This window comes from Anaerotalea alkaliphila (assembly GCF_010179735.1).
In the GTDB taxonomy this organism is placed as follows: domain Bacteria; phylum Bacillota; class Clostridia; order Lachnospirales; family Vallitaleaceae; genus Anaerotalea; species Anaerotalea alkaliphila.
Genome location: NZ_JAAEEH010000002.1, coordinates 1 through 21,120, shown reverse-complemented (window position 1 = coordinate 21,120; position 21,120 = coordinate 1). Strand labels below are relative to the sequence as shown.

Here is a 21,120-nt window from a genome sequence, read left to right as displayed (position 1 = left end):
GTGCACACCTCCATGGATCGTCTTCCTTTCCGGACTACATGCTCCTTTCGGCGATTTCCGCCAGGGGGCTTCTTTCCACCCGCTTCAAGGTCACATGACCGGTGATGTCGAAAGGTTTCATCTTTTCCACCGTGTAGATCAAGCCGTTGGACTTGGCATCCACATAATGGTTGTCGATCTGGTTGTCGCTCGGGTCCCCCAGGAACACGAACTTGGACTCCTGGCCTGCCCGGGTCAGCATCAGTTTGGCGATATGGGGGGTCATCTCCTGGGCCTCGTCCACGATGATCAGGGAGTTGGTGAAGGTCCTGCCCCGCATATAGGTGAAGGTCTTTGTCTCTATTATACCCCTTTGGCGGTATTGTTCAATAAAATCTTCCACCGTAAAGGCCGGCTTCCCGAAATTCCTCCGGTCCTTGACCACCGTGTCCTTGTAGGCCTCCCGGTTGCTTTCCTTCAGGTCCGTCAGGTTCTCGATGGCGTCGTAGAAGCTGCCCATCCAGGGCCGCAGCTTCTCCCTCTCGTCGCCGGGCAGGTATCCGATGTCATTGCCCGCGGCCACCACCGGGCGCACGAACACGATCTTCCTGTACTGGTTGCTCTCGATGACGTTCTCCAGGGCGGTGGCGGTGGCCAGGATGGTCTTGCCGGAGCCGGCCCCGCCGATGATGGTGCAGAAGTGGATGTCCGGATTCATCAGGAGCTCGAAGGCCATCTTCTGCTCCCGGTTCAAGGGGGTCAGGCCCCAGGCCACATCGTTGGCGTGGCGCAGGGGCACGATTCTCTTGCCGTCGTATCTGGCCAGCACCTCGTGGCCCACCCGGTCCGTGCTCTTGATGTGGAAGAACTCGTTGGGATAGACCGTACCCTCCACGCTCTCGGGCAAGGGCAGTCCGTCCTCGAAAATGGCGTTCATCTCCTCGGAGCTCATCTCCTCTTCCCTGTACCCCTTGTAGATGGCCTCGTTTTCTATCTGGTCGTTCTTGTAGTCCTGTACGGTGATCCCCAGGCTGCTGGCCTTGATGTTCATGTACAGGTCCTTGGTGACCAGGATGGTGGGGATGTCCGGGAAGGCCGCCTGCATGTTCTTCACGACGGCGATGATCCGGGAATCCGTCTTGTGGACGTCTGCCCCGTTGGGCAGTACGCTGGTGTCCAGGAAATTCTGCTCCACCCGGAGGGTTCCTCCGTTGTCCAACGGGATGCCCTCGCAGATGTCCCCGGTTTCCATGACCCTCTTCAGTTCCTTGGCCACTTTCCGTGCGCTGAAGCCCACCAGGCCTTCCTTCCGCTTCAGGTTGTCCAATTCCTCCAGGCAGATCAAGGGGATGACCACATGGTTGTCTGAAAAGTTGTACATGAAGGATGGGTCGTGGACCATGACGTTTGTGTCGATCACATAGTTCTTTATCATCGCAAAACCTCCTTAAAAATGCCCTTTTTTGAAGCAATCCATGCAAGTTTTCCACAGTTTTGTGTTGATAACCCCCGGATATCTGTGGGTAACCTTTGGATTTCTTCTATGCACATCCTTGTGAGAAGTGTGAACAAAAGCGGAATGCATCCACATTCCGCTTCATCCATGGTCCTATATGACAGAATTCTTGCTTACGATCATGGGATAAGTGGCTTCCCCCTTCAGCATCTTGCCTTGGGTCACATGCACTTCCTTGTCCAGGATCACCCTTTCCAGGTTCGCCCCTTCCTCGATGACGCTGTCCTGCATGACGATGCTGTCCTTGATCAAGGCTCCCTTGCGTACGACCACGCCCCTGAAGAGGACGCTGTTGATGACCGTCCCCTCGATGATGCAACCGTCGGCGATCAGGGCGTTGTTGACTTCCGCCTCCTCGTTGTACTTGGCGGGCGTCTCGTCCTTGACCTTGGTGAATACCCTTCCGTCCTTCAAGAAAAGCTCGCTGCTTATTTCCGGATTCAGCAGCTCCATGTTGCAACCATAGAACATGGAGATGGAATTCATGGGCTTCCAGTAGCCCTTGTATTCATAAGCGAAGACCTTCAGTTCGGCCAGCTTTTTGATCAGGATGTCCGTCACGAAGTCGTACTGGGCATGGGACGCGCTCTCCTGCAGAAGGGAGATGAGGAAAGTCCTCTTCAGGAGGTATACTGCCATGTTGGCGTTTTTGGACTTGGGGAAAAGGGGCTTCTCCTGGATGTCCAGGACCCTGCCGTCTTCCCCGATTTCCACGACACCCAGGTTCTGCATGTCTTCGTCCGCGAAGTCGTAACAGTCCCTGTACATCATGGTGATGTCGGCGTCCTTTTCCTTGTGGAACGCAAGCAGGTCATGGTACTGGGTCTTGTAGACGCAGTTGCCTGTGCTGATCAGGACGTACTCCTCGTTGCTTCTGCGCAGGAAGCTGATGTTGTTGTACATCCCGTCGGCGGAACCCTTGTACCAGCCGGTGTTGTCTCCCGCCAGATAGGGCGGGAACAGGAACAGCCCGTCTTTCCTGCGGTCCAGGTCCCACTCCTTCCCGGATCCCAGATGGTCCATCAGGGACCGGAAACTGTACTGGGTGACGACCCCCACCTTGTTGATGCCGGAATTGACCATGTTGGACAACACGAAGTCGATTGCCCTGTATTTTCCACCCACGGGAATGGCCGCGACCGAACGTTTGCTGGAAAGTTCCATCATCCGCTCGTTCCGTCCTCCCGTGACGATGATCCCCATTACATTATTCATTCTCTACCCCTCCTTTGATTACGCTCTTGCCGGACGGCACCACCTTGCTTGTGAAGTCGCTGGTCGTGACGAACTGTTCCACGACCACGTTCTTTCCGATTTCCGTATGGTTCGGTATGACCGCATGGTCTCCGATGACGGTGATTCCGGAATCGTAGATGTGGGGCTTGTCCTCATTCACCACGTCCTCCCCGATGCCGATCTTGGCCTCGTGTCCGACCTGGACGTCCTCACTCAGGATGCTCTTGTAGATTTCCACATTCCTGCCGATCCTGGTGTTGCTCATGATGATGGAGTCCTGGATGACGGCCCCCTCCTCCACGACCACACCGGGGAACAGGATGGAGTTGCGCACGGTGCCGTAGACCAGGCAGCCCTCCGCAATGATGGATTTCTTGGCGCTTCCGCTGGGCGCGATGTAATGGGCGGGCTTCACCGGATTGCTGGTGTAGATCCTCCAGTCCCTGTCGAACAGGTTGAATTCCGGAACCCGCTCGATCAGGTCCATGTTGGATTCCCAATAGGCCTGGATGGTGCCTACGTCCTTCCAATACCCCTCGAAGGCATAGGCGTACATGGAACGTCCTTCTCCCAGCATCATGGGGATGATGTTCTTTCCGAAGTCGTTGTCGGAATCCGGGTTCTTGTCGTCCCGCAGCAGATATTCCCGCAACACCGGCCAGGTGAAGATGTAGACGCCCATGGAGGCCAGGTCGCTCTTGGGGTTCTTCGGCTTCTCTTCGAATTCATAGATCTTGTTGTTCTCGTCCGCGTTCATGATGCCGAAACGGCTGGCGTCCTCCAGGGGCACCTTCAGGACGGAAATCGTGGCGTCCGCATTGTTCTGCTTGTGGAAATCCAGCATCCTGGAATAGTCCATCTTGTAGATGTGGTCTCCGGAAAGGATGATCACGTATTCGGGATTGATCTTGTCCACATAGTGGATGTTCTGGCAGACCGCATTGGCGGTGCCTTTGAACCATTCCCCCTCGTCGGCCTTCAGATAGGGGGACAGGATGGTCACCCCTCCGTTCACCCGGTCCAGGTCCCAGGGCTTTCCGATGCCGATATGGGTGTTCAATTCCAACGGTTGGTACTGGGTGAAGACACCCACCGTGTCGATGTCCGAATTGACGCAGTTGCTCAGCGGAAAGTCAATGATCCTGTACTTTCCTCCGTAAGAAACCGCCGGTTTTGCAATTGTTGTCGTAAGAACGCCCAGCCTGCTTCCCTGGCCACCAGCCAGCAGCAGCGCCACCATCTCTTTTGCTACCATTCTCTCATCTCCTCTTCGTTCTTTTGCAACCCCTTGATTGTTGGTTTTTGGTTCATGTCCGCATCAGGAAACGGACGGCCGGTCCATTGCCTGACATCCGATGTGTTTGGCGTCCGATTGCCGACAATTCACACCCCTATCTATAAATATTCGATGCCCAAGCCGGAAACCCTTCCTTACTATGGGAATTTTTTTGCATTTCCATCGGATGCCCGAAAGAAAACCATGCCCCGGCCAGACCTAGAACCATTGGTGGTGGAAAACCCCTTCCTTGTCCACACGCTGGAAGGTGTGGGCCCCGAAGAAGTCCCTCTGGGCCTGCAGCAGGTTGGCCGGTAGGGTTGGGGTGCGGTAGCTGTCGAAGTATGCCAGGGCGCTGGAGAACCCGGGCACGGGAAGCCCGTTCTTCACCGCGACGGCGACCACATCCCTCCAGGCTTCCTGATAGCCTTCCAGGATGTCCCTGAAGTAGGGGTCCAGCATCAGGTTCGCCAGCTCCGGCGCCTTGTCGTAGGCCTCCTTGATCTTGTGCAGGAACCGGGCCCGGATGATGCAGCCGCCCCTGAAGATCATGGCTATCTTTCCGTATTCCAGGTCCCATCCGTATTCCTGGGCGGCGGCCTTCAGCAGCGCGAACCCCTGGGCGTAGGAGCAGACCTTGCTGGCGTAGAGGGCCTTGCGGATGGCTTCCACCAGCTCCTTGGGGTCTCCCGCATACGGTTTGACCTCCGGCCCCTTAAGGACCTTGCCGGCCGCCACCCGCTCCTCCTTGATGGCGGAGACGCAGCGGGCGAAGACCGCTTCCGTGATGGTGGGGGTCGCCACCCCCAGGTCCAGGGCGCTTTGGCTGGTCCATTTTCCCGTCCCCTTTTGGCCTGCCGTGTCCAGGATCACGTCCACCATGGGCTTTCCGGTCTCCTGGTCGTACTGGGTGAAGATGTCCCGGGTGATCTCGATCAGATAGCTGTCCAGTTCCCCCTCGTTCCATTCCGCAAAGACCTGGTGCAGTGCGGGAGCCTCCAGGCCCAGCAGGTTCTTCAGGAGGAAATAGGCCTCCGTGATGAGTTGCATGTCCCCGTATTCGATGCCGTTGTGGACCATCTTCACATAGTGCCCGGCCCCGTCGGCTCCGATGTAGGTGCAGCAGGGTTCCCCGTCCACATGGGCCGATATGGCGGTCAGGATCTCCTCCACCAGCGCATAGGCGTCCTTCTGTCCTCCCGGCATGATGGCGGGTCCCAGCAGGGCCCCCTCTTCTCCGCCGGAAACCCCTGCACCGATATAGCGGAACCCCTCCGCTTCCAGCGCCCTATTCCTGCGGATGGTGTCCTCATAGAAGGAGTTCCCTCCGTCGATGAAGATGTCCCCGGGGCTCATGTAGGGTTTGAGCGCTTCGATGGTGTCGTCCACCGCCTTTCCCGCCTTCACCATGATGACCACTTTCCTGGGGACTTCCAGGGAGGCCGCGAATTCCTCCGGACTGTAGGTGCCCACCAGGTCCTTCCCGGCCGCTTCCGCCACCAGGTCTTTCGTCTTGGTGGCGGTCCTGTTGTAGACGGACACCCCAAATCCTTTGCTTTCGATGTTCAATGCCAGGTTCTTGCCCATGACGGCCAGGCCCACCACGCCTATTTTTTGTTTTCCCATAATGCTCCTTTCCATATCCGCTCTTTGCGGATGATTATTTTCATTTCTCCAGGCAGGCCTGCAGGGACGCCACATCCTTCCGGCATTCCGGCCCAAGCGTCTTCTCCTTTTCAATCCACTCCTTGGCCTTGAAGGCCAGGGCGTCGTTGCCGATGAGGATGGCTCCGGACAGCCTGTCCCCCCGGAGCAGGAATCCCGTGTAGTTTCCGTCGGCCGCAGACTCCAGCAGCACGTCCGTATCCTCCGGTTCCGCCGCGTCGCCCACACTGGTGACCTTCACTTCCAGCACCTTCAGGGTTGCGGCTCTGGGGATGCCGCCGAATTCCGTATCCACGGATACCGCGTTGAGCCCCGCCACCATCCCCTGGTACTGGGCCGCAGGCCATACGCCGTACAGGACCCCCCGGTGCTGGGCGCAGTCCCCGGCCGCATGGATGGCAGGATCCGAGGTGCGCATCCGGTCGTCCACCACGATGCCCCCCTCCACTTCCAGTCCCGCCGCCTTCGCCAGTCCGGTTTCCGGGCGGATGCCCGCGGTGATGACCACCATATCCCCTCGGATCTCCTCTCCCGTATCCAGCGCCACGCCTTCACATGCGCCTTCCCCCAGGATCCGGACGATCTTCACCCCTTCCCGGACTTCCATGCCCATGGCTTCCACATGCCCCTTCAGCACTTCGGCCGCCTGGCGGTTCAACTGCCGGGGCATCAGCCAAGGCAACCCCTCCAGCACCTTCACCCCCACGCCTTTTCTGGCGATGGCTCCCGCCGTCTCCAGCCCCAGGAGGCCTCCTCCGATGCAGATGCAGGTATTGATTCCCGCAAGCCCTTCCAGCAGGTTCTTGGCGTCATCCAGGGTGCGCACGGTATGCACCCCAGCCTTGTCCGCCCCTTCGATGGGGGGAACAAAGGGGTTCCCTCCGGTGGCCAGCACCAGCGCGTCGTAGGGAAGGATCCGGCCGTCCCCAAGGACCACCTCCCTGTTTTCCCGTCGGACCTTCTCCACCACAGCGCCCCGTAGGAGGCGGATGCCGTTCTCCCCGTACCAGTCCTCCCCTTCCAAGGGAAGGTCCTCCTCCTTCATCTCGCCTGCCAGGTATTTGGTCAGCCCCATCCTGTAATAGGGCAGATGGGGTTCTCCGGAAACCAGGGTCACCTGCACCTGCCGGTTTTCGTTCCTGATCTCCTGGACCGCGGAGAATCCTGCGACGCCTCCGCCCACGACGACCACCTTCCAGTCCCCTTTCGGCCGGTCCGCCTCCAGGACCGCATCGGCCGCGGGCTGCCGCGTGTTTTCTATCTCTTCGAACATTTCAGGTCCCACACCGCACAAGGGGCAGCTTTCCGGGGGAGCCTCCCCGTAGTGGACATATCCACAGACCATGCATCTGAACGCCTTCTCCATCACAATTCCTCCTCCAGCAAGCTTCATTGGTATGCTTTCTTGTATTTTACGCCATACGGACAAATCAAGCAACCGCTAAAAAATCTTCATTTTTTCACATAATTTCCGCATCCTATGGTATGATGGTGAATTATTCCATGTTTTCAAGAAAGGAACGCTTTGCCATGAAGAACATCACCTTGATCGGAATGCCCGGCTCGGGCAAAAGCACCATCGGCGTCCTCCTGGCCAAATGCCTGGGATACCGCTTTCTGGACACGGACCTGCTCCTCCAGCAGGAAGCCGGCATGCTGCTGCCGGAGCTGTTGGCCACCCAGGGCCTGGACCGGTTCCTGGCCCTGGAGGAACAGGTCATCCTGGGGGTCCGCCCCCGGGAGACGGTCGTCGCCACCGGCGGCAGCGTGGTATACGGCCGGAAGGCCATGGAACACCTGCGGTCCCAGGGGACCGTGGTATACCTGCAGATTCCCCTGGAGGAGATCCAGCGGCGGGTCAGCAACATCGCCACCAGGGGCATCGCCGCGGCCCCCGGCCGCAGCCTGGGGGACCTGTACCAGGAACGGGAGCCCCTGTACCGGGAACATGCGGACCTGGTCTACGCCTGGCGGCAGGAATCCCTGGAAGAGAGCGTGGCCCGCATCCTGGAGCTGCTGGGGGCCCCTTGCGGACAGCGGCGGCCATGAAACCGAAGGAGCCGGCGCAGCCCCAGTCTTTGGGATGCGCCGGCTCCTCCTTCATTGAAAAGTTGACAGAAAGGGCTTACTTCAGCCGTTCCTCCAGAGCCGCCCTCAGCTCCTCGTACCCCGGCTTGCCCAGCAAGGCGAACATGTTCTTCTTGTAGGCCTCCACACCCGGCTGGTCGAAGGGGTTGATTCCCAGCATGTAGCCGCCGATGCCGCAGGCCAGCTCGAAGAAATACACCAGCGCTCCGAAGTTCTCCTCGTCCAGGGTGTCCACATCCACCACGATGTTGGGGACGCCTCCGTCGATATGGGCCAGCAGGGTCCCCTTGAAGGCGTTCCCGTTGACGAAATCCATGGTCTTGCCCGCCAGGAAGTTCAGGCCGTCCAGGTTGTCCTCGTTGGACTCCAGGACGAAGTCCCTGCGGGGATTCTTCACATGGATGACCGTCTCGAAGATGTTGCGCATGCCGTCCTGGATGTACTGCCCCATGGAATGGAGGTCCGTTGAGAAGTTGACGGATGCCGGGAACAGGCCTTTTCCGTCCTTGCCGTGGCTTTCCCCAAAGAGCTGCTTCCACCACTCGGAGAAGTACTGCAGGGAGGGCTCGTAGTTCACCAGAATCTCCGTCACCTTGCCCTTGTTGTAGAGGGCCGCCCGGGCTGCCGCATACCGGTGGCAGTCGTTCTCCGCGAAGCTCTTTCCCAGGTACTCTTCCCTGGCGGCGGCGGCTCCCGCCATCATCTTGTCCACATCCAGTCCCGCCACGGCGATGGGCAGCAGGCCCACGGCGGTGAGCACGGTGAACCGCCCCCCCACATCGTCGGGGACCACGAAGGTTTCATAGCCTTCCGCGTCCGCCAAGGTCTTCAGGGCTCCCCTTGCCTTGTCGGTGGTGGCGTAAATCCGCTTCGAAGCCTCTTCCTTTCCGTACTTCTTCTCCAGAAGGTCCTTCATGACCCGAAATCCGATGGCCGGCTCGGTGGTGGTTCCGGACTTGGAGATGACATTCACGGAAACATCCTTGCCTTCCAGGACTTCCAGCAGGTCGTTCATGTAGTCCCCGGAAATGTTCTGTCCCAGGAAGTGGATTTTGGGCCCCTTGCGCACGCTCTTGTCCAGCTCATTGTAAAACCGGTGGGTAAGCATCTCCAGGGCCGCTTTGGCTCCCAGATAGGAGCCGCCGATGCCGATGACCACCAGGACGTCCGAATCCTTGCGGATCCTCTCCGCCGCAGCCTTGATCCTGGCGAACTCTTCCTTGTCGTAATCCACAGGAAGGTCCACCCATCCCAGGAAATCGTTCCCGGCGCCGCTCTTTTCCTTTACGATCGTATGTGCCAGCTCCACCATGGGCGCCAGATTCTCCAGTTCCCCCTCATTCAGAAATCCCTTCAACTTGCTCAAATCCACTTTCAACATATTCGAATCCTCCTCCTTCTCTCTCTCGGACCGCCCATTTCAGCGGTTCTCCCATCCATTGTACAAGATTGGTTCTCCTTTGACAAGCGCATCCTGGAGGGTCTTTTTCGGCCTCTCTCCGCTTTTTCAGAAAACGTTTGCTATTTTACTTTTTCTTTACTATGGGATTCTTCCATGGCAACCTCCCTTTTCCCGGGGTTTTTTTATTGTTTTTTGTAGGTTTTAAACAAACTTACCCCCTTATTATCCTTTCTTATGAATCTATATTGACATATTCTCCATCCGCATCTATAATGATACTCATAGTAAGCGCTTGCTATTCTACAGGAAAATCTTTGGAGAAACACCTTTGCCACCAAACCTACAAAGAAAACGATTTAGGGAGGAAAAACATGAAAGCAAAGAAATTGGTCGCCTTGTTCCTGGCACTGACCCTGACCCTGGGCATCACAGCCTGCGGCAATTCCAGCACCACACCGTCAGGCGGTTCACAGACAAACGGTTCCGGTGGCGGGAAAGGAACCACCATCACCTACGCCATCTGGGACAAGAACCAGGAGCCCGGCATGCGGGCCATCGCAGACGCCTTCGAAGCCCAGAACCCCGGCATCAAGGTGAAGGTGGAAGTGACCGGATGGGACGAGTACTGGACCAAGCTGGAAGCGGGCGCCACCGGCGGCGTGCTGCCGGACGCGTTCTGGATGCACATCAACAACTTCCGCAAGTATGCCGATGCCGCCATGCTGGAGCCCATCACTGAGGGTGTGGACATGTCCAAGTTCCCCGAAGGCCTTGTGGACCTCTACACCGTCGACGGAACCAGCTATGCGGTGCCCAAGGACTTCGACACCATCGGCCTCTGGTACAACAAGACCATGTTCGACGAAAAGGGCATCCCTTACCCCGATGAGAGCTGGGACTGGGACAAGGCCATCGAGGTCGCCAAACAGCTGACCGACCCGTCTGCGGGGGTATTCGGGCTGATGGCAGGCCACTCCGCCGAGAACCAGCAGGGCTTCTACAACCTGATCTTCCAGAACGGAGGCCATGTGATTTCCGAAGACAAGAAGTCCTCCGGATACGACTTGCCGGAGACCATCGAGGCGGTCCAGGTATGGCACGACCTGATCCACGAACACAAGGTGTCCCCGCCCTATGAGACCCTGGTGGAAAGCAGCGCAAGCAACCTGTTCACTTCCGGTCGGGTGGCCATGGTGATGCTGGGATCCTGGATGGTGACCGAGCTCAAGAACAACGAGTACTCCGCAGCCAACGCCGACGTGGCCGTACTGCCCCAGATGAAGCAGAGGGCAACCGTCTACAACGGTCTGGGCAACGCCGTCTCCGCCAAGTCCCCCAACAAGGAGGCCGCACTGAAGTTCGTGCAGTTCACGGGCACGGAGGAAGCCAACCTGCTCCAGGCCGAACATGTATCCGCCATCCCCGCTTATGAAGGCACCCAGCAGCCCTGGATCGACAGCATCACCACCTTCAATGTGGGCAAATATGTGGACATGCTGGAGTATGCGTACATCTATCCCACCTCCAAAACGCGCCCCCGTTGGGACGTTGCGGAAAACGACTACATGCGCCAGATCCTGTCCGGACAGCTGGGCGTGGAGGAAGGCTGCAAGGCCCTCGCATCCGAAATGAATGCGATCCTGGCGGACGAGTGAACCTTTTAAAGCCCACGAAAGGGGTAAAGAAATGAAGCTGCAGAAAATGAAAAAAAGGAGGTGGGGCGACCTGGGCTGGGCATATCTGATGATTGCCCCCACCATCCTTGGCCTGTTGGTGCTGAACATCTATCCGGTAATCAGCACCATCTACCTAAGTTTCACGAAAACCGGCGATTTCGGTGCTTCCAGCTTCACCGGCATCGGCAACTACACGAAAATGTTCAAGGATCCGGAGGTGCTGCAGGCCACCTGGAACACCTTCCGCTACACCATCGGCGTGGTTCCTGTGGGCGTGCTGCTGGCCCTGTTCTTCGCCGTGCTCCTGAATGCGAACATCAAGGGGAAGACCCTCTTTCGGACCATCTATTTCCTTCCCGTGGTTTCCACTCCTGTTGCGGTGGCCATGGTCTGGAGGTGGCTCTACAACACCGAGTTCGGGCTGCTCAACTACCTCCTCTCCCTCTTCGGGGCGGGTCCTGTCGGCTGGCTGACCACCTCCCGATACGCCATGTTCTCCCTGATCGTGGTGGGGATCTGGAGCACCTTGGGCTACAACATGGTCCTGCTCCTTGCGGGCCTCCAGGAGATACCCAAGACCTTCTATGAGGCGGCGGACATCGACGGAGCCAGCCCCATCCGGAAATTCTTCTTCATCACCCTGCCCCTGGTCTCCCCCACCCTGTTCTTCGTGCTGGTGCTGACCTTCATCAGCTCCCTCCAGATGTTCGACTTCATCTACATGATGGTGGACCGGGGCAATGTGGCCATGGGTTCCGTACAGACCCTGGTCTTCCTGTTCTACAAATACGCGTTCCAGATCTATGACCGCGGATACGCTTCCGCCATCGTGGTCTTCCTGTTGGCCATCATCCTGGCCATCACGGCGCTGCAGATGCATCTGCAGAAGAAGTGGGTGCACTATGATTGAGGAGGCAAACCATGAAAAGCAGTAAGAACAAACGAACGAACCGCAACACCCTGCTGGTCTACCTTATTCTGGTCCTGGGGTCCCTGCTGATGCTGTTCCCCTTCCTTTGGACCATCACCACCTCCCTGAAGAGCATCACGGAATCCATGCGGATTCCCCCGACCTTGCTCCCCGAGGCCATGCGTTTCGCCAACTACACGGAAGCCATGATCCGGGTGGACTTCGGGACCCTTTACTACAACACGGCGGTCATGGTGGGGGCGCGCACCCTTGCCGCCATCATGTTCAGCACCATGGCGGCCTACGCCTTCGCCAGGATCGATTTCCCGCTGAAGAACTTCTTCTTCGCCATGGTCCTGATCCAGATGATGGTGCCGGGGCAGATCTTCCTGATTCCCCAGTTCCTGCTGATGGCCCGGCTGGACTGGCTGGATACGGTGAAGGCCCTGGTGGCCCCAGGAATCGTAAGCGCCTTCGGTACCTTCCTCATGCGGCAGTTCTTCCTGAGCCTGCCCAAGGACCTGGAGGAGGCGGCCCGGATCGACGGCTGCAACCAGTGGCAGACCTACTGGCATGTCATGATGCCGCTGGCCCGCTCCGGCATGGTGGCCTTGGGCATCTTCACCGCCCTCTTCGCCTGGAAGGACCTGATGTGGCCCCTGATCGTCAACACCTCGGCGGACAAGATGACCCTATCCACCGGGCTGGCCAACCTGAAGGGGACCTTCACCACCAACTATCCGGTGCTCATGGCCGGCTCCCTGATCGCCATGTGGCCCATGATCCTTCTTTTCATCCTGTTCCAACGCCAATTCATCGAAGGGATTGCATCCACCGGAAGCAAAAATTAAGAAACTATGCTATAATTCCTTTGTTGCAACCATGCTCAAACAAAGGAGGTGACCCGCTTGAAGGTTACCATTGACGATGTCGCCCGGGAGGCCGGCGTATCCACCGCCACCGTGTCCCGCGTCATCAACAGGAACTATCCCGTCGCCCCCAAGACCCGGGAACGGGTGGAGGCCGCCATAGAGAAGCTGGAGTTCAGCCCCAACATCCTGGCCAAAGGCCTGATGATGAAAAGGACCAACTCCATAGGAGTCGTCATTCCCAGCGTGATGAACCCCTACTTCTGGCAGATCGTGCACAAGATCGAGGCCGTGCTGAAGGAACACAACTACATGGCGTTCCTCTGCTATGCGGTGACCGCCAAGGAAGAGTACGACTACATAAGGAACCTGATCCAGCGCAGCGTGGACGGCATCATCATCGTGGACGGCACCTCGGAGAACCGGAACAACGGCTACTTCGAAAGGATTTCCAAGGAGGTCCCCCTGGTGCTGATCAACGGCCTGCACCAGGGATACAAGGTCAACCATGTGATGGCGGACCAGGAGACGGGGGCCAAGGACGCCCTGCGCTACCTGCATTCCCTGGGCCACCGGAAGATCGCCTATGTCACCGGCCTGGACCCCAAGGTCTACGCATACGGCATCAAGGAGAAGGCCTACAAGGAGTTCCTCCAGGAGAAGGGGCTTCCCTTCAATCCCGACAACATCCTCCGCCTTCCCGGGGAATTGGGTACCCGGATCATCGAGGTGGCGGATGCGGTGGAGGTCCTGCGGAGCAGGTTCCAGAAACCGGACCCTCCCACCGCCTTCTTCGCCGCCAACGACGTCATGGGGATTTCCCTGATCCACGGGGCCAAGGCATTGGGGTTGAGCGTTCCGGAAGACCTTTCCATCGTGGGCTTCGACGACGGGCTGCTGGCCAAGATCAGCAATCCGCTCCTGACCACCGTGGACATCAACACGGAGGAATTGGGCCTCCAATCGGCCCGGATGATCATCGATACCATAGAGAACGGACAAAATACCGGCTACAAGAAGGTGATCCTCAATACGAAGCTGGTCCTGCGGGATTCCTGCCGGCCCTTGTATTGAGGGTGGGGCCTTCTTGGAAAGGCCGCCACATACAAGGAGAAAATCATGCCAAAAATCACTTTTTTAGGTGCCGGAAGCACCATTTTCGCGAAGAACGTATTGGGGGACAGCCTCCTGACCCCCGCCCTCCGGGAATCCGAAATCGCCCTGTACGACATCGACCAGAAGCGCTTGGGGGAATCCCAGCGGATGCTCGAGAACATCAACGGCAACTGCAACGGGGGGCGGGCGGACATCGTCGCCTATACGGACCGGCGCAAGGCCCTGGCGGGTGCCGACTACGTGGTCAACGCCATCCAGGTGGGCGGCTACGACCCCTGCACCATCACGGACTTTGAGATCCCCAAGAAGTACGGCCTGCGCCAGACCATCGCGGACACCCTGGGCATCGGCGGCATCTTCCGGTCCCTGCGGACCATCCCTGTGATGATGGACTTCGCCCGGGACATGGAGGAGCTTTGCCCCGACGCCTGGTTCCTGAACTACACCAATCCCATGTCCATCCTCACCGGAGCCATGCTCCACGACACAGGAGTGAAGACCGTGGGCCTCTGCCACAGCGTCCAGGTCTGCGCCCCGGACCTCCTCAAGGGCCTGGACATGCCCTCCGAAGGGGTGGTCGCCAAAATCGCTGGCATCAACCACATGGCCTGGCTGCTGGAGGTCACCAGGGACGGGGAGGACCTCTATCCGGAGATCAAGCGGCGGGCCCTGGCAAGGGAAGGGAAGCACGACGACATGGTTCGCTACGAGATGATGAAGCAGTTCGGCTACTACGTGACGGAGTCCAGCGAGCACAACGCCGAATACCTGCCCTACTTCATCAAGTCCCGGTATCCCGAGCTGGTCGACCGCTTCAACATCCCCCTGGACGAGTACCCCAGGCGGTGCGTCAAGCAGATCGCCGACTGGGAGACCATGCGGGAGCAGATCGTGAACGACGCCAGCCTGGAGCACAAGCGCTCCCACGAATACGCTTCCTACATCATGGAGGCCATGGAGACCAACGTGCCCTACAAGATCAACGGGAACGTGCTGAACACCGGCCTGATCACCAACCTTCCCTCCCAGGCGGTGGTGGAGGTGCCCTGCCTGGTGGACGGCAGCGGCGTCACCCCCTGCCATGTGGGCGAACTGCCGGCCCAACTGGCGGCACTGAACAGGACCAACATCAACGTGCAGCTGCTGACCCTGGAGGCCGCCCGCACCCTGAAGAAGGAGCACATCTACCATGCGGCCATGCTGGATCCCCACACCTCCGCGGAACTGTCCCTGGACGACATCCGCAGCATGGTGGACGACATGATTTCCGCCCACGGGGACTGGCTTCCCAAATACAAGTAGGAGCAAACGGAAAGAGACCTTCGGGTCTCTTTCCGTTTGCTCCCATGGAAGGCGGCTCAGGATTCCTCCCCCTGTCCGATGTCCTTCAGGATCCCGTCCAGCCACCAGAGGGCGGCCTTGTAGATGGCCTCCACGTCCTCCCGGGACTGGCGGAAGTTGATGTTGTACCGGGGTTCCGAAACCCAGCGGTTGATCTTGTAGAGGTTCTTGCGGATGGCCTCCGGCACCTCCACCTCCTTCGGCAGGCGGGAGATCAGGAAATCGATGTCGTGGGTCCGGAAGGTCCGGTCCAGCAGGTCGATCCCCGCGAGTTCCAGGGAGGCCTTCACCAGCTTCTCGATGGCCTGATGGAGATGGTAGGCCGCATAGTTCAGCTCGATTTCGTCGTCGCAATTCTGCAGGCCGAACCTAACGTACTTCAGGTCCGCCTTGGCCAGATGCAGGAAACTGCTCATACAGCACATACCCCCTTTCCCATACTTCCCGGTAGAACCGGTTGTCCTTAAGCTCCTTCATGAATTCCTCCTCGTTGTAGCCGAACAGGTCCACATCCCCGTACTCGTAGAGGTGCAGCCCCGGGTCGAATTCCCGGAAATCCCCCAGCACCACCAGGTCGATGTCGCTGAAGCTGTTGCAGTAGAGGGTCAGGGCGCTTCCGAACACCAGGATCTTCCGGATCTTCCCCTCCCTGTCCTTCTCCAGCAGGTCCTTCACCAGCCGGGCCAGCACCTTCTGCTTCACCGGATGGATCCGGCGGTACCGCTCCTCCTCCACCACCAGGGGAAAACGGTTCACCGTCCCCGGATGGCCGAACCTAAGCTGCCCCTCGATCTCCCGGAAGAAATCCTCTTCCTTGGGCTTGCCCATGCCGACGGCTCCCTTCAGCTGCTCCCTGGCATATCCTTCCAGCTCCCGCATCCGGCGCCGGATGCTCCCGGCTCTGCCCCGGATCCCGAAATTCAGGCTCTGGAAGGCGGCTTCCCCGATGGCATAGGTGAAGGCGTAGGCGATGGTTCCCTTGGCCAGGCTGCCCGCGCCGGCGGGGATCTTCCCCAGGACCTGGGTGGCAAGCATCTGGGCGGCCTTCCCCCCTCCCAGCACCACCAGGAACTCCGGCACCAGCCGGGAAGGGGACACCTGCCTGCCGCATCCTCCCGCCAGGAGGAAGACCATCCTAAGCTCGTTCCCCGTCAGCACCGCGAAGTCCGACAGGGCCTCCAGGGGGGCCGTGACGGCCTGGTGGGGACCCGGCACCGCATTGGCCGCCGACGAGGCTCCGGCAAAAAGGGCGTTCTGCAGGGAAACGTCCCCCAGGACCTTCTTGGCCAGGGCGGTCCTAAAAGCCGGGAAATGGTGGGCCAACGCTTGTCCAATGGGCTTGTGCGCCTCCAGGACCTCCTCGGCCAGCCCCTGGGGGCCATCCCCCAGGAAGAGGTGGAACCCCTTGGGAGGAATCCCTTCCGGCAGTCCTCCCGCCTCCAGCACCAGGACGTCCGCCTTCTCCAGCAGATGCCGGCGCTCCGGGGCCCCGGCCGGCTCCACATGCAGCAGCCTGGCACGGGCCATCCCTGTCAGGGGGATCCGCTTCTCCAGCGCCACCCCCAGGAAGCCGTACCGGGTCCACTCCAGCCACTCCAGGAACCGGGTGAATCCTGCCTCCTCCCCCACGTAGGCAAGGGAGAAGGGCAGGTTCGATTCCCTGTTCACTTCCTTCCAGTTGATCTTCTTCGCCTCCGACCACACCAGGTCCTGGAGGTCGTTCTTCCCCAGGTTCTTGATCCATTGGACGAAATCCATCCCGTTCCACCTCCCCGCATTTCCCTTATCATAACACAGGATCCTTCCCTTGAGCAATGACCGGAAAGGGTGTACACTGGTAGGACGGCACAACGAGTGAAAACGAAAGAAGGAGGAACACCATGGAACCAGACTACGAATATCGGATCAGCCTTCCCCCAGGCTGCTCCAGGGAACATCCCGCTCCCATCCTCTTTTCCCTCCACGGACGGGGAGGGAACGAACTGGAAATGCACCAGATGCTCCAGGGGCTGCGGCAGCGCTTCATTGTCGTCAGCGTCCGGGGGGACCTGCCCCAGGGCTTCGGCTACGCCTATTTCCATGTGAAGAACCCCAAGAAGCCTGTCCGCCACTTGTTCGATGCCGCCGTTAAGAAGCTGTCTACGTTCCTACCGGAGGTGGTGACCTCCCAGCCGGCGGATCCGGAGCGGGTCTACCTGCTGGGGTTCAGCCAGGGAGCCATCCTGTCCATGACCCTGCTCCTGGGGACCGCCCTGCCCCTGAAGGGGATTGTTTCCCTGAACGGCTTCCTCCCCTCCTACGTGCGGGCTCTGGCCCCCGTCCGCCCTCTGGATGGGATTTCCGTCTTCCTGGCCCACGGGCTTTACGACCCGGTCTTCCCCATCGAGGTCGGAAACGCCAACGCGGAGCATTTCGCCTCCCTGGGGAAGGAGACGACCTACAGGACCTATCCTGAGGGTCACACCGTGTCTTTCGAAACCCTCCGGGACCTGACCGCATGGCTTCTTGCGGACGCCTTCGGCGGGGAGGGAACACCATGAACTATCCCCAAACCGTGGAGGGAATCTTCCTGGAGCGCCCCAACCGCTTCGTGGCCCGGGTGCGGGTGGGGGAGGCCGTGGAAACCGTCCATGTGAAGAACACCGGACGCTGCCGGGAGCTGCTTGTCCCGGGGACCCGGGTCCACCTGGTCCCCGCCGACCTGCCCCACCGGAAGACCAAGTTCGACCTGGTGGCGGTGGAGAAGGGTCCCCTGTCCCTGCTGGTGAACATGGATTCCCAGGTTCCCAACCAGGTGGTCTTCGAAGGCCTCTCCCAGGGCCTGGTCCCCGGATTCTCCGGCCTGCGGGAATTGAAAAAGGAAGTCGCCTTCGGCGACTCCCGCTATGACCTGTACTATGAAACCGCCGAAGCCAGGGGCTTCATCGAGGTGAAGGGGGTTACCCTGGAGGAAGGGGGCGTGGCCCGCTTCCCCGATGCCCCCACCCAGCGGGGCCGAAAGCACCTTTGCGGGCTTGCGGCCCTACAGTCCCAAGGGTACCAAAACCATGTCTTCTTCCTGGTCCAGATGGAAGGTGTCCATCGGTTCGAGCCCAACCGGTCCACGGACCCCCGCTTCGCCGAAGCCCTCCTGGCGGCCGCGGAAGCGGGCGTGCGGATCCACTGCCACGGCTCCCTGGTCACGCCGGGAAGCATCCGGATGGGGGATCCCCTGCCTGTGGTGCTCGCATAGGGTTTCCTAGAGGGAGAAGGTCCAGGCGGCCCGGCCGTCCTCCTCCTTCACCTCCACCCGGGGCTTCACCCCCCGGAGGGTCAACCCCAGCCAGAAATGGCAGGCGCAAATCCCCAGGTCCAGGTCCTGGTGCTTCCATTTCCTGGATTTGCCTCCGCTCCCCAGGAGGAGCCGGACCGTCCTGCTGTCCTCGGACACGTCGAACCTCCAGGGCTGTCCGTTGTAGGCCGAAGGGGCCATCCTGGCAAGATGCAGGGCGAACTGCACGGTGTTGGTGATCTGGTTGATGGTCATCCCTTTTTTCCGGACCAGCAGCTCTTCTAGCGGCTTCCGCCCCCCCACGGTGACGGCCTTGAACACCCTTTCCAGCAGCCCCCGCCGCTCCGGAGCCGGTGTCCCCAGGGGGGAGAGACATACCGGGGCCGCCCCCTCCCATTTCTTCCGGTAGGTCCCGTGCCAGCAGCTGGAGATTCCCAGGGACTGGGCGTAGAGCAGCAGCAACTCCCCCACGAATCCCGCCTTGGAGACGGACACCGGATCCAGTTCCGTGACGAAGGCCACGTTGTCCGGGGGCGTGTCCATGCCCGGATACAGGCCCTCTCCCTGTTCCGCCCTGAACAGCCGGCATTCCACCTGGTGTTCGAAGGGCACCCGCATCTGCCGGAGGAAGTTCTTAAGCTTCTCCATCTTCCCTTCTTCCACGGCCTCCGGTTGGAAGCTCCTTACGGATTTCCGCTCCCGGATGGCCCCTTCCCAATCAGTCCAAAGCATTTTCCAGCACCTCCCCTCTGCATCCCGACACCAGCCGGATTCCGTACAAGAGCAGGATTCCCAGGACCGTTCCGGCGGTGTCCACCAGCACGTCTGTGAAGGCCCCCGCCCGGCCTGGCACGAAGGTCTGCCGCCACTCGTCCATCCCCGCGAACAGGATGCAGAATCCCAGGGCCGCGGCCAGGACCTTTCCGCCTGCCAGGAGTGTGGTCCGCCCGAAGGCGTTCGCCGTCAGGCCTCCCAGGACCGCGTAGTTGAACATGTGGGCGCCCTTCCTAAGACCCAGATGCAGCAGGTCCCGGTGGATTCCCCACCGCTCCAGCCAGGCTCCCCGCCCCAGGACCCATTCCAGAAGCCACCCGCTGCGCTGGGCCGAGTCCTCCCCCGTTTCCCCGGAGAACCAAAGGATCACCATGCACCAGGCAGCCACCGGCAGCCAGGCTCCAATTTTTTTCGTCACGCCTCTTCCTCCTCTTCCAAGGTGAACCTCCACAGGAAGTCCACCGCTTCTTCCGCATAGTCGATGCCGATCCGCCGGCTCCTTAGGACCCGCTCCCCGGGCTCCAGGCCGCCGGGAGCGATGTGGAACTCCTCCCGGTCCAGAGGGACCCCGTTCCATTCCCGGGTGATGGAAAAGGCCTGGCACACTTTTCCCGGACCGTTGGTCATGTTCCGCCTCTGGCTGGCGGTCAGGTCGTCCCAGTCCTTCCCGTACCGGAAGCGGGCCATGGTTTCCCTTCCCTCCAGGGGCTCCACCGCCCGGATCAGGATCGCGCAGGGTTCCCCCTCGGGTTCCGTGACGGCGTTCAGGCAGTGGTGCATGCCGTAGACCAGGTACACATAGGCGTGCCCCGGAGGGCCGAACATGGTCCTTGTCCGGGGTGTCCTCCTGTAGTTGTAGCTGTGGGCGCCCTTGTCCACGGGACCCTTGTAGGCCTCCACCTCCACAATCCTGCCCGTCAGCCTGCGGCCGGCCACCACCCGCACCAGCACCTTCCCCAGCAGGTCCGGGGCGACCTCCAAGGTGTCCCTTCCGTAGAACGCGAGATCCAGTCCGGACATGGCTCCCCTACTCCTCGAAGAGGCCTTCGATGCCCTCCGCCGCCGTGTACATGCTGCCGATGCCGTCGATGAAATAGACCACATGGAGCACTTCCATGATCTCCTCCTTGGTGGCCCCCGCTTCCATGGCCAGCTTGGCCAGGACACGCACGCCGTTGGGGGCATGCTTGGTGGCGTCCAAGGCCATGGCCACCAGCAGCTTGGTCTTCTTGTCCAAAGCCCCGGGGGCAAGGGAGGCGTTCCTGGCCTCCGACATCTGTTTGAAAAGGGCGGGATGGTGGTGCATGATCGGTTCCAACGGATTCCTTCCCATAGCGGTTCCTCCTGTCGTCGTCTGGGGGAGTCTTCCCCGGTTGATTGCCTATGGTAGGATTATACCCCGAACCGGCCCCGGGGGCAAGGGCTCCGGGAATGTGGAAAGGGACTGCCGCGCCAATCGATTGGCGCGGCAGTCCCTTTCCACATTCCCGGCTTGTTTTCCTTATTTCCCGCAGCCGGCCCCGGGGTCCCCGTGGCTGTGGTCCCTGCATACGGCCCCCGAGGATTTGAGCATCCCCTGCAGGAACATCTCCGCCGCAGCCTTTGCCTGGCCTTTGGCTCCTGTGACCACCTGGATCCCCTTCTCGTTGAAGATGTCCACGGCGCCGCCGCCCATCCCCCCGGAGATGATCACGTTCACCCCAAGTTCGTTCAGGTAGTTGGGCAGGAACCCGGGCTTGTGCCCCGGATTGGGGATGGAGCTGCTTGCCACGATCTCCGCATCCTGCGCCTCAAAGATGTGGAAGTTCTCGCAATGTCCGAAATGTCCTGTGACCATGTCCTTTTCACTTGCTACCGCTATTTTCATATACTCTTTCTCCTCGTATAATAAAATTAAATCATAGGTTTATCAGTTGCTTTTTTCTTAAACCACTTGGATATTGAACCCTATTCCTAGATAATAGAAGTATGGAATAAGGATCTATCTGGATTAAGGCTATT

The 21,120-nt window shown here is 59.7% G+C and carries 21 protein-coding genes; 8 read left to right on the top strand and 13 right to left on the bottom strand.

Going from position 1 to position 21,120, the window contains the following annotated elements:
- Positions 1–34 precede the first annotated feature (34 nt).
- The 5 genes from GXN74_RS01145 to GXN74_RS01125 form a co-directional block, all read right to left on the bottom strand.
- Positions 35–1,414: a PhoH family protein gene (locus tag GXN74_RS01145; RefSeq protein ID WP_162369084.1), complete on the bottom strand. Its 1,380-nt coding sequence runs from the start codon at positions 1,412–1,414 to the stop codon at positions 35–37.
- A gap of 174 nt (positions 1,415–1,588) precedes the next feature.
- Positions 1,589–2,710 carry a glucose-1-phosphate adenylyltransferase subunit GlgD gene (gene glgD, locus GXN74_RS01140; protein ID WP_162369083.1) on the bottom strand — a complete coding sequence of 374 codons (1,122 nt, stop codon included), beginning with the start codon at positions 2,708–2,710 and terminating at the stop codon, positions 1,589–1,591.
- The gene (locus GXN74_RS01135) at positions 2,703–3,986 is read right to left on the bottom strand and encodes a glucose-1-phosphate adenylyltransferase (protein ID WP_162369082.1); all 1,284 of its coding nucleotides are present in this window, start codon (positions 3,984–3,986) and stop codon (positions 2,703–2,705) included. The genes glgD and GXN74_RS01135 overlap by 8 nt, the downstream gene beginning before the upstream one ends.
- A gap of 240 nt (positions 3,987–4,226) precedes the next feature.
- Positions 4,227–5,633, bottom strand: coding sequence for an NADP-dependent phosphogluconate dehydrogenase (gene gndA / locus GXN74_RS01130; RefSeq protein WP_162369081.1), 1,407 nt, complete (start codon positions 5,631–5,633; stop codon positions 4,227–4,229).
- A 40-nt stretch (positions 5,634–5,673) separates the two neighbouring features.
- A complete protein-coding gene (locus GXN74_RS01125; RefSeq protein WP_162369080.1) occupies positions 5,674–7,038 on the bottom strand; it encodes an FAD-dependent oxidoreductase in 1,365 nt (454 codons plus the stop codon).
- A 164-nt stretch (positions 7,039–7,202) separates the two neighbouring features.
- Between GXN74_RS01125 and GXN74_RS01120 the strand changes: the two genes are divergently transcribed.
- Complete coding sequence (locus tag GXN74_RS01120; protein ID WP_162369079.1) at positions 7,203–7,721, top strand: shikimate kinase; 519 nt, start codon at positions 7,203–7,205, stop codon at positions 7,719–7,721.
- A 76-nt stretch (positions 7,722–7,797) separates the two neighbouring features.
- Here GXN74_RS01120 and GXN74_RS01115 read toward each other — a convergent pair whose 3' ends face one another.
- Positions 7,798–9,141 (bottom strand): glucose-6-phosphate isomerase, encoded by a 1,344-nt coding sequence (locus GXN74_RS01115; protein ID WP_162369078.1) that lies wholly within the window; start codon positions 9,139–9,141, stop codon positions 7,798–7,800.
- Positions 9,142–9,533: 392 nt separating this feature from the next.
- On the opposite strand from GXN74_RS01115, the gene GXN74_RS01110 reads away from it, so the two are divergent.
- From GXN74_RS01110 to melA, 5 genes are read left to right on the top strand one after another with little or no spacing between them, the layout of a single operon-like run.
- The gene (locus GXN74_RS01110; protein WP_162369077.1) at positions 9,534–10,817 is read left to right on the top strand and encodes an ABC transporter substrate-binding protein; all 1,284 of its coding nucleotides are present in this window, start codon (positions 9,534–9,536) and stop codon (positions 10,815–10,817) included.
- Between the two features lie 31 nt (positions 10,818–10,848).
- On the top strand, positions 10,849–11,748 hold the full coding sequence (locus tag GXN74_RS01105; protein WP_162369076.1) for a carbohydrate ABC transporter permease: 900 nt from the start codon (positions 10,849–10,851) through the stop codon (positions 11,746–11,748).
- A gap of 11 nt (positions 11,749–11,759) precedes the next feature.
- Positions 11,760–12,599, top strand: a complete 840-nt coding sequence (locus GXN74_RS01100; RefSeq protein ID WP_162369075.1) for a carbohydrate ABC transporter permease — start codon at positions 11,760–11,762, stop codon at positions 12,597–12,599.
- 57 nt (positions 12,600–12,656) lie between these two features.
- Positions 12,657–13,691, top strand: coding sequence for a LacI family DNA-binding transcriptional regulator (locus GXN74_RS01095; protein ID WP_162369074.1), 1,035 nt, complete (start codon positions 12,657–12,659; stop codon positions 13,689–13,691).
- Between the two features lie 45 nt (positions 13,692–13,736).
- The gene (gene melA / locus GXN74_RS01090; protein ID WP_162369073.1) at positions 13,737–15,035 is read left to right on the top strand and encodes an alpha-glucosidase/alpha-galactosidase; all 1,299 of its coding nucleotides are present in this window, start codon (positions 13,737–13,739) and stop codon (positions 15,033–15,035) included.
- A gap of 56 nt (positions 15,036–15,091) precedes the next feature.
- On the opposite strand, the gene GXN74_RS01085 is transcribed toward melA, so the two are convergent.
- The gene (locus GXN74_RS01085) at positions 15,092–15,490 is read right to left on the bottom strand and encodes a HEPN domain-containing protein (protein WP_162369072.1); all 399 of its coding nucleotides are present in this window, start codon (positions 15,488–15,490) and stop codon (positions 15,092–15,094) included.
- Positions 15,444–16,832 carry a hypothetical protein gene (locus tag GXN74_RS01080; protein ID WP_162369071.1) on the bottom strand — a complete coding sequence of 463 codons (1,389 nt, stop codon included), beginning with the start codon at positions 16,830–16,832 and terminating at the stop codon, positions 15,444–15,446. The genes GXN74_RS01085 and GXN74_RS01080 overlap by 47 nt, the downstream gene beginning before the upstream one ends.
- Positions 16,833–16,954: 122 nt before the next feature.
- Between GXN74_RS01080 and GXN74_RS01075 the strand changes: the two genes are divergently transcribed.
- Positions 16,955–17,614 (top strand): alpha/beta hydrolase, encoded by a 660-nt coding sequence (locus GXN74_RS01075; protein WP_162369070.1) that lies wholly within the window; start codon positions 16,955–16,957, stop codon positions 17,612–17,614.
- The gene (gene sfsA / locus GXN74_RS01070; protein ID WP_162369069.1) at positions 17,611–18,306 is read left to right on the top strand and encodes a DNA/RNA nuclease SfsA; all 696 of its coding nucleotides are present in this window, start codon (positions 17,611–17,613) and stop codon (positions 18,304–18,306) included. Before GXN74_RS01075 ends, sfsA begins: the two co-directional genes overlap by 4 nt.
- Before the next feature lie 6 nt (positions 18,307–18,312).
- On the opposite strand, the gene GXN74_RS01065 is transcribed toward sfsA, so the two are convergent.
- From GXN74_RS01065 to GXN74_RS01045, 5 genes are all read right to left on the bottom strand, one after another.
- Positions 18,313–19,077, bottom strand: a complete 765-nt coding sequence (locus tag GXN74_RS01065) for a nitroreductase family protein (RefSeq protein ID WP_162369068.1) — start codon at positions 19,075–19,077, stop codon at positions 18,313–18,315.
- A complete protein-coding gene (locus GXN74_RS01060; protein ID WP_162369067.1) occupies positions 19,064–19,537 on the bottom strand; it encodes a VanZ family protein in 474 nt (157 codons plus the stop codon). Before GXN74_RS01060 ends, GXN74_RS01065 begins: the two co-directional genes overlap by 14 nt.
- A complete protein-coding gene (locus tag GXN74_RS01055; protein WP_162369066.1) occupies positions 19,534–20,139 on the bottom strand; it encodes a DNA-3-methyladenine glycosylase in 606 nt (201 codons plus the stop codon). Before GXN74_RS01055 ends, GXN74_RS01060 begins: the two co-directional genes overlap by 4 nt.
- A gap of 7 nt (positions 20,140–20,146) precedes the next feature.
- A complete protein-coding gene (locus tag GXN74_RS01050; RefSeq protein ID WP_162369065.1) occupies positions 20,147–20,452 on the bottom strand; it encodes a carboxymuconolactone decarboxylase family protein in 306 nt (101 codons plus the stop codon).
- A gap of 168 nt (positions 20,453–20,620) precedes the next feature.
- Positions 20,621–20,986: a NifB/NifX family molybdenum-iron cluster-binding protein gene (locus GXN74_RS01045; protein WP_162369064.1), complete on the bottom strand. Its 366-nt coding sequence runs from the start codon at positions 20,984–20,986 to the stop codon at positions 20,621–20,623.
- Between the last annotated feature and the right edge of the window lie 134 nt (positions 20,987–21,120).

Coding starts and splice junctions, on each gene's coding strand:
- GXN74_RS01135 (WP_162369082.1), bottom strand. CDS start 3,986: ATGGTAGCAAAAGAGATGGTGGCGCTGCTGCTGGCTGGTGGCCAGGGA.
- GXN74_RS01050 (WP_162369065.1), bottom strand. CDS start 20,452: ATGGGAAGGAATCCGTTGGAACCGATCATGCACCACCATCCCGCCCTT.
- GXN74_RS01065 (WP_162369068.1), bottom strand. CDS start 19,077: ATGCTTTGGACTGATTGGGAAGGGGCCATCCGGGAGCGGAAATCCGTA.
- GXN74_RS01105 (WP_162369076.1), top strand. CDS start 10,849: ATGAAGCTGCAGAAAATGAAAAAAAGGAGGTGGGGCGACCTGGGCTGG.
- GXN74_RS01045 (WP_162369064.1), bottom strand. CDS start 20,986: ATGAAAATAGCGGTAGCAAGTGAAAAGGACATGGTCACAGGACATTTC.
- GXN74_RS01080 (WP_162369071.1), bottom strand. CDS start 16,832: ATGGATTTCGTCCAATGGATCAAGAACCTGGGGAAGAACGACCTCCAG.
- GXN74_RS01110 (WP_162369077.1), top strand. CDS start 9,534: ATGAAAGCAAAGAAATTGGTCGCCTTGTTCCTGGCACTGACCCTGACC.
- sfsA (WP_162369069.1), top strand. CDS start 17,611: ATGAACTATCCCCAAACCGTGGAGGGAATCTTCCTGGAGCGCCCCAAC.
- GXN74_RS01145 (WP_162369084.1), bottom strand. CDS start 1,414: ATGATAAAGAACTATGTGATCGACACAAACGTCATGGTCCACGACCCA.
- gndA (WP_162369081.1), bottom strand. CDS start 5,633: ATGGGAAAACAAAAAATAGGCGTGGTGGGCCTGGCCGTCATGGGCAAG.
- GXN74_RS01055 (WP_162369066.1), bottom strand. CDS start 20,139: ATGTCCGGACTGGATCTCGCGTTCTACGGAAGGGACACCTTGGAGGTC.
- GXN74_RS01120 (WP_162369079.1), top strand. CDS start 7,203: ATGAAGAACATCACCTTGATCGGAATGCCCGGCTCGGGCAAAAGCACC.
- GXN74_RS01075 (WP_162369070.1), top strand. CDS start 16,955: ATGGAACCAGACTACGAATATCGGATCAGCCTTCCCCCAGGCTGCTCC.
- GXN74_RS01125 (WP_162369080.1), bottom strand. CDS start 7,038: ATGGAGAAGGCGTTCAGATGCATGGTCTGTGGATATGTCCACTACGGG.
- melA (WP_162369073.1), top strand. CDS start 13,737: ATGCCAAAAATCACTTTTTTAGGTGCCGGAAGCACCATTTTCGCGAAG.
- GXN74_RS01115 (WP_162369078.1), bottom strand. CDS start 9,141: ATGTTGAAAGTGGATTTGAGCAAGTTGAAGGGATTTCTGAATGAGGGG.
- GXN74_RS01100 (WP_162369075.1), top strand. CDS start 11,760: ATGAAAAGCAGTAAGAACAAACGAACGAACCGCAACACCCTGCTGGTC.
- glgD (WP_162369083.1), bottom strand. CDS start 2,710: ATGAATAATGTAATGGGGATCATCGTCACGGGAGGACGGAACGAGCGG.
- GXN74_RS01085 (WP_162369072.1), bottom strand. CDS start 15,490: ATGAGCAGTTTCCTGCATCTGGCCAAGGCGGACCTGAAGTACGTTAGG.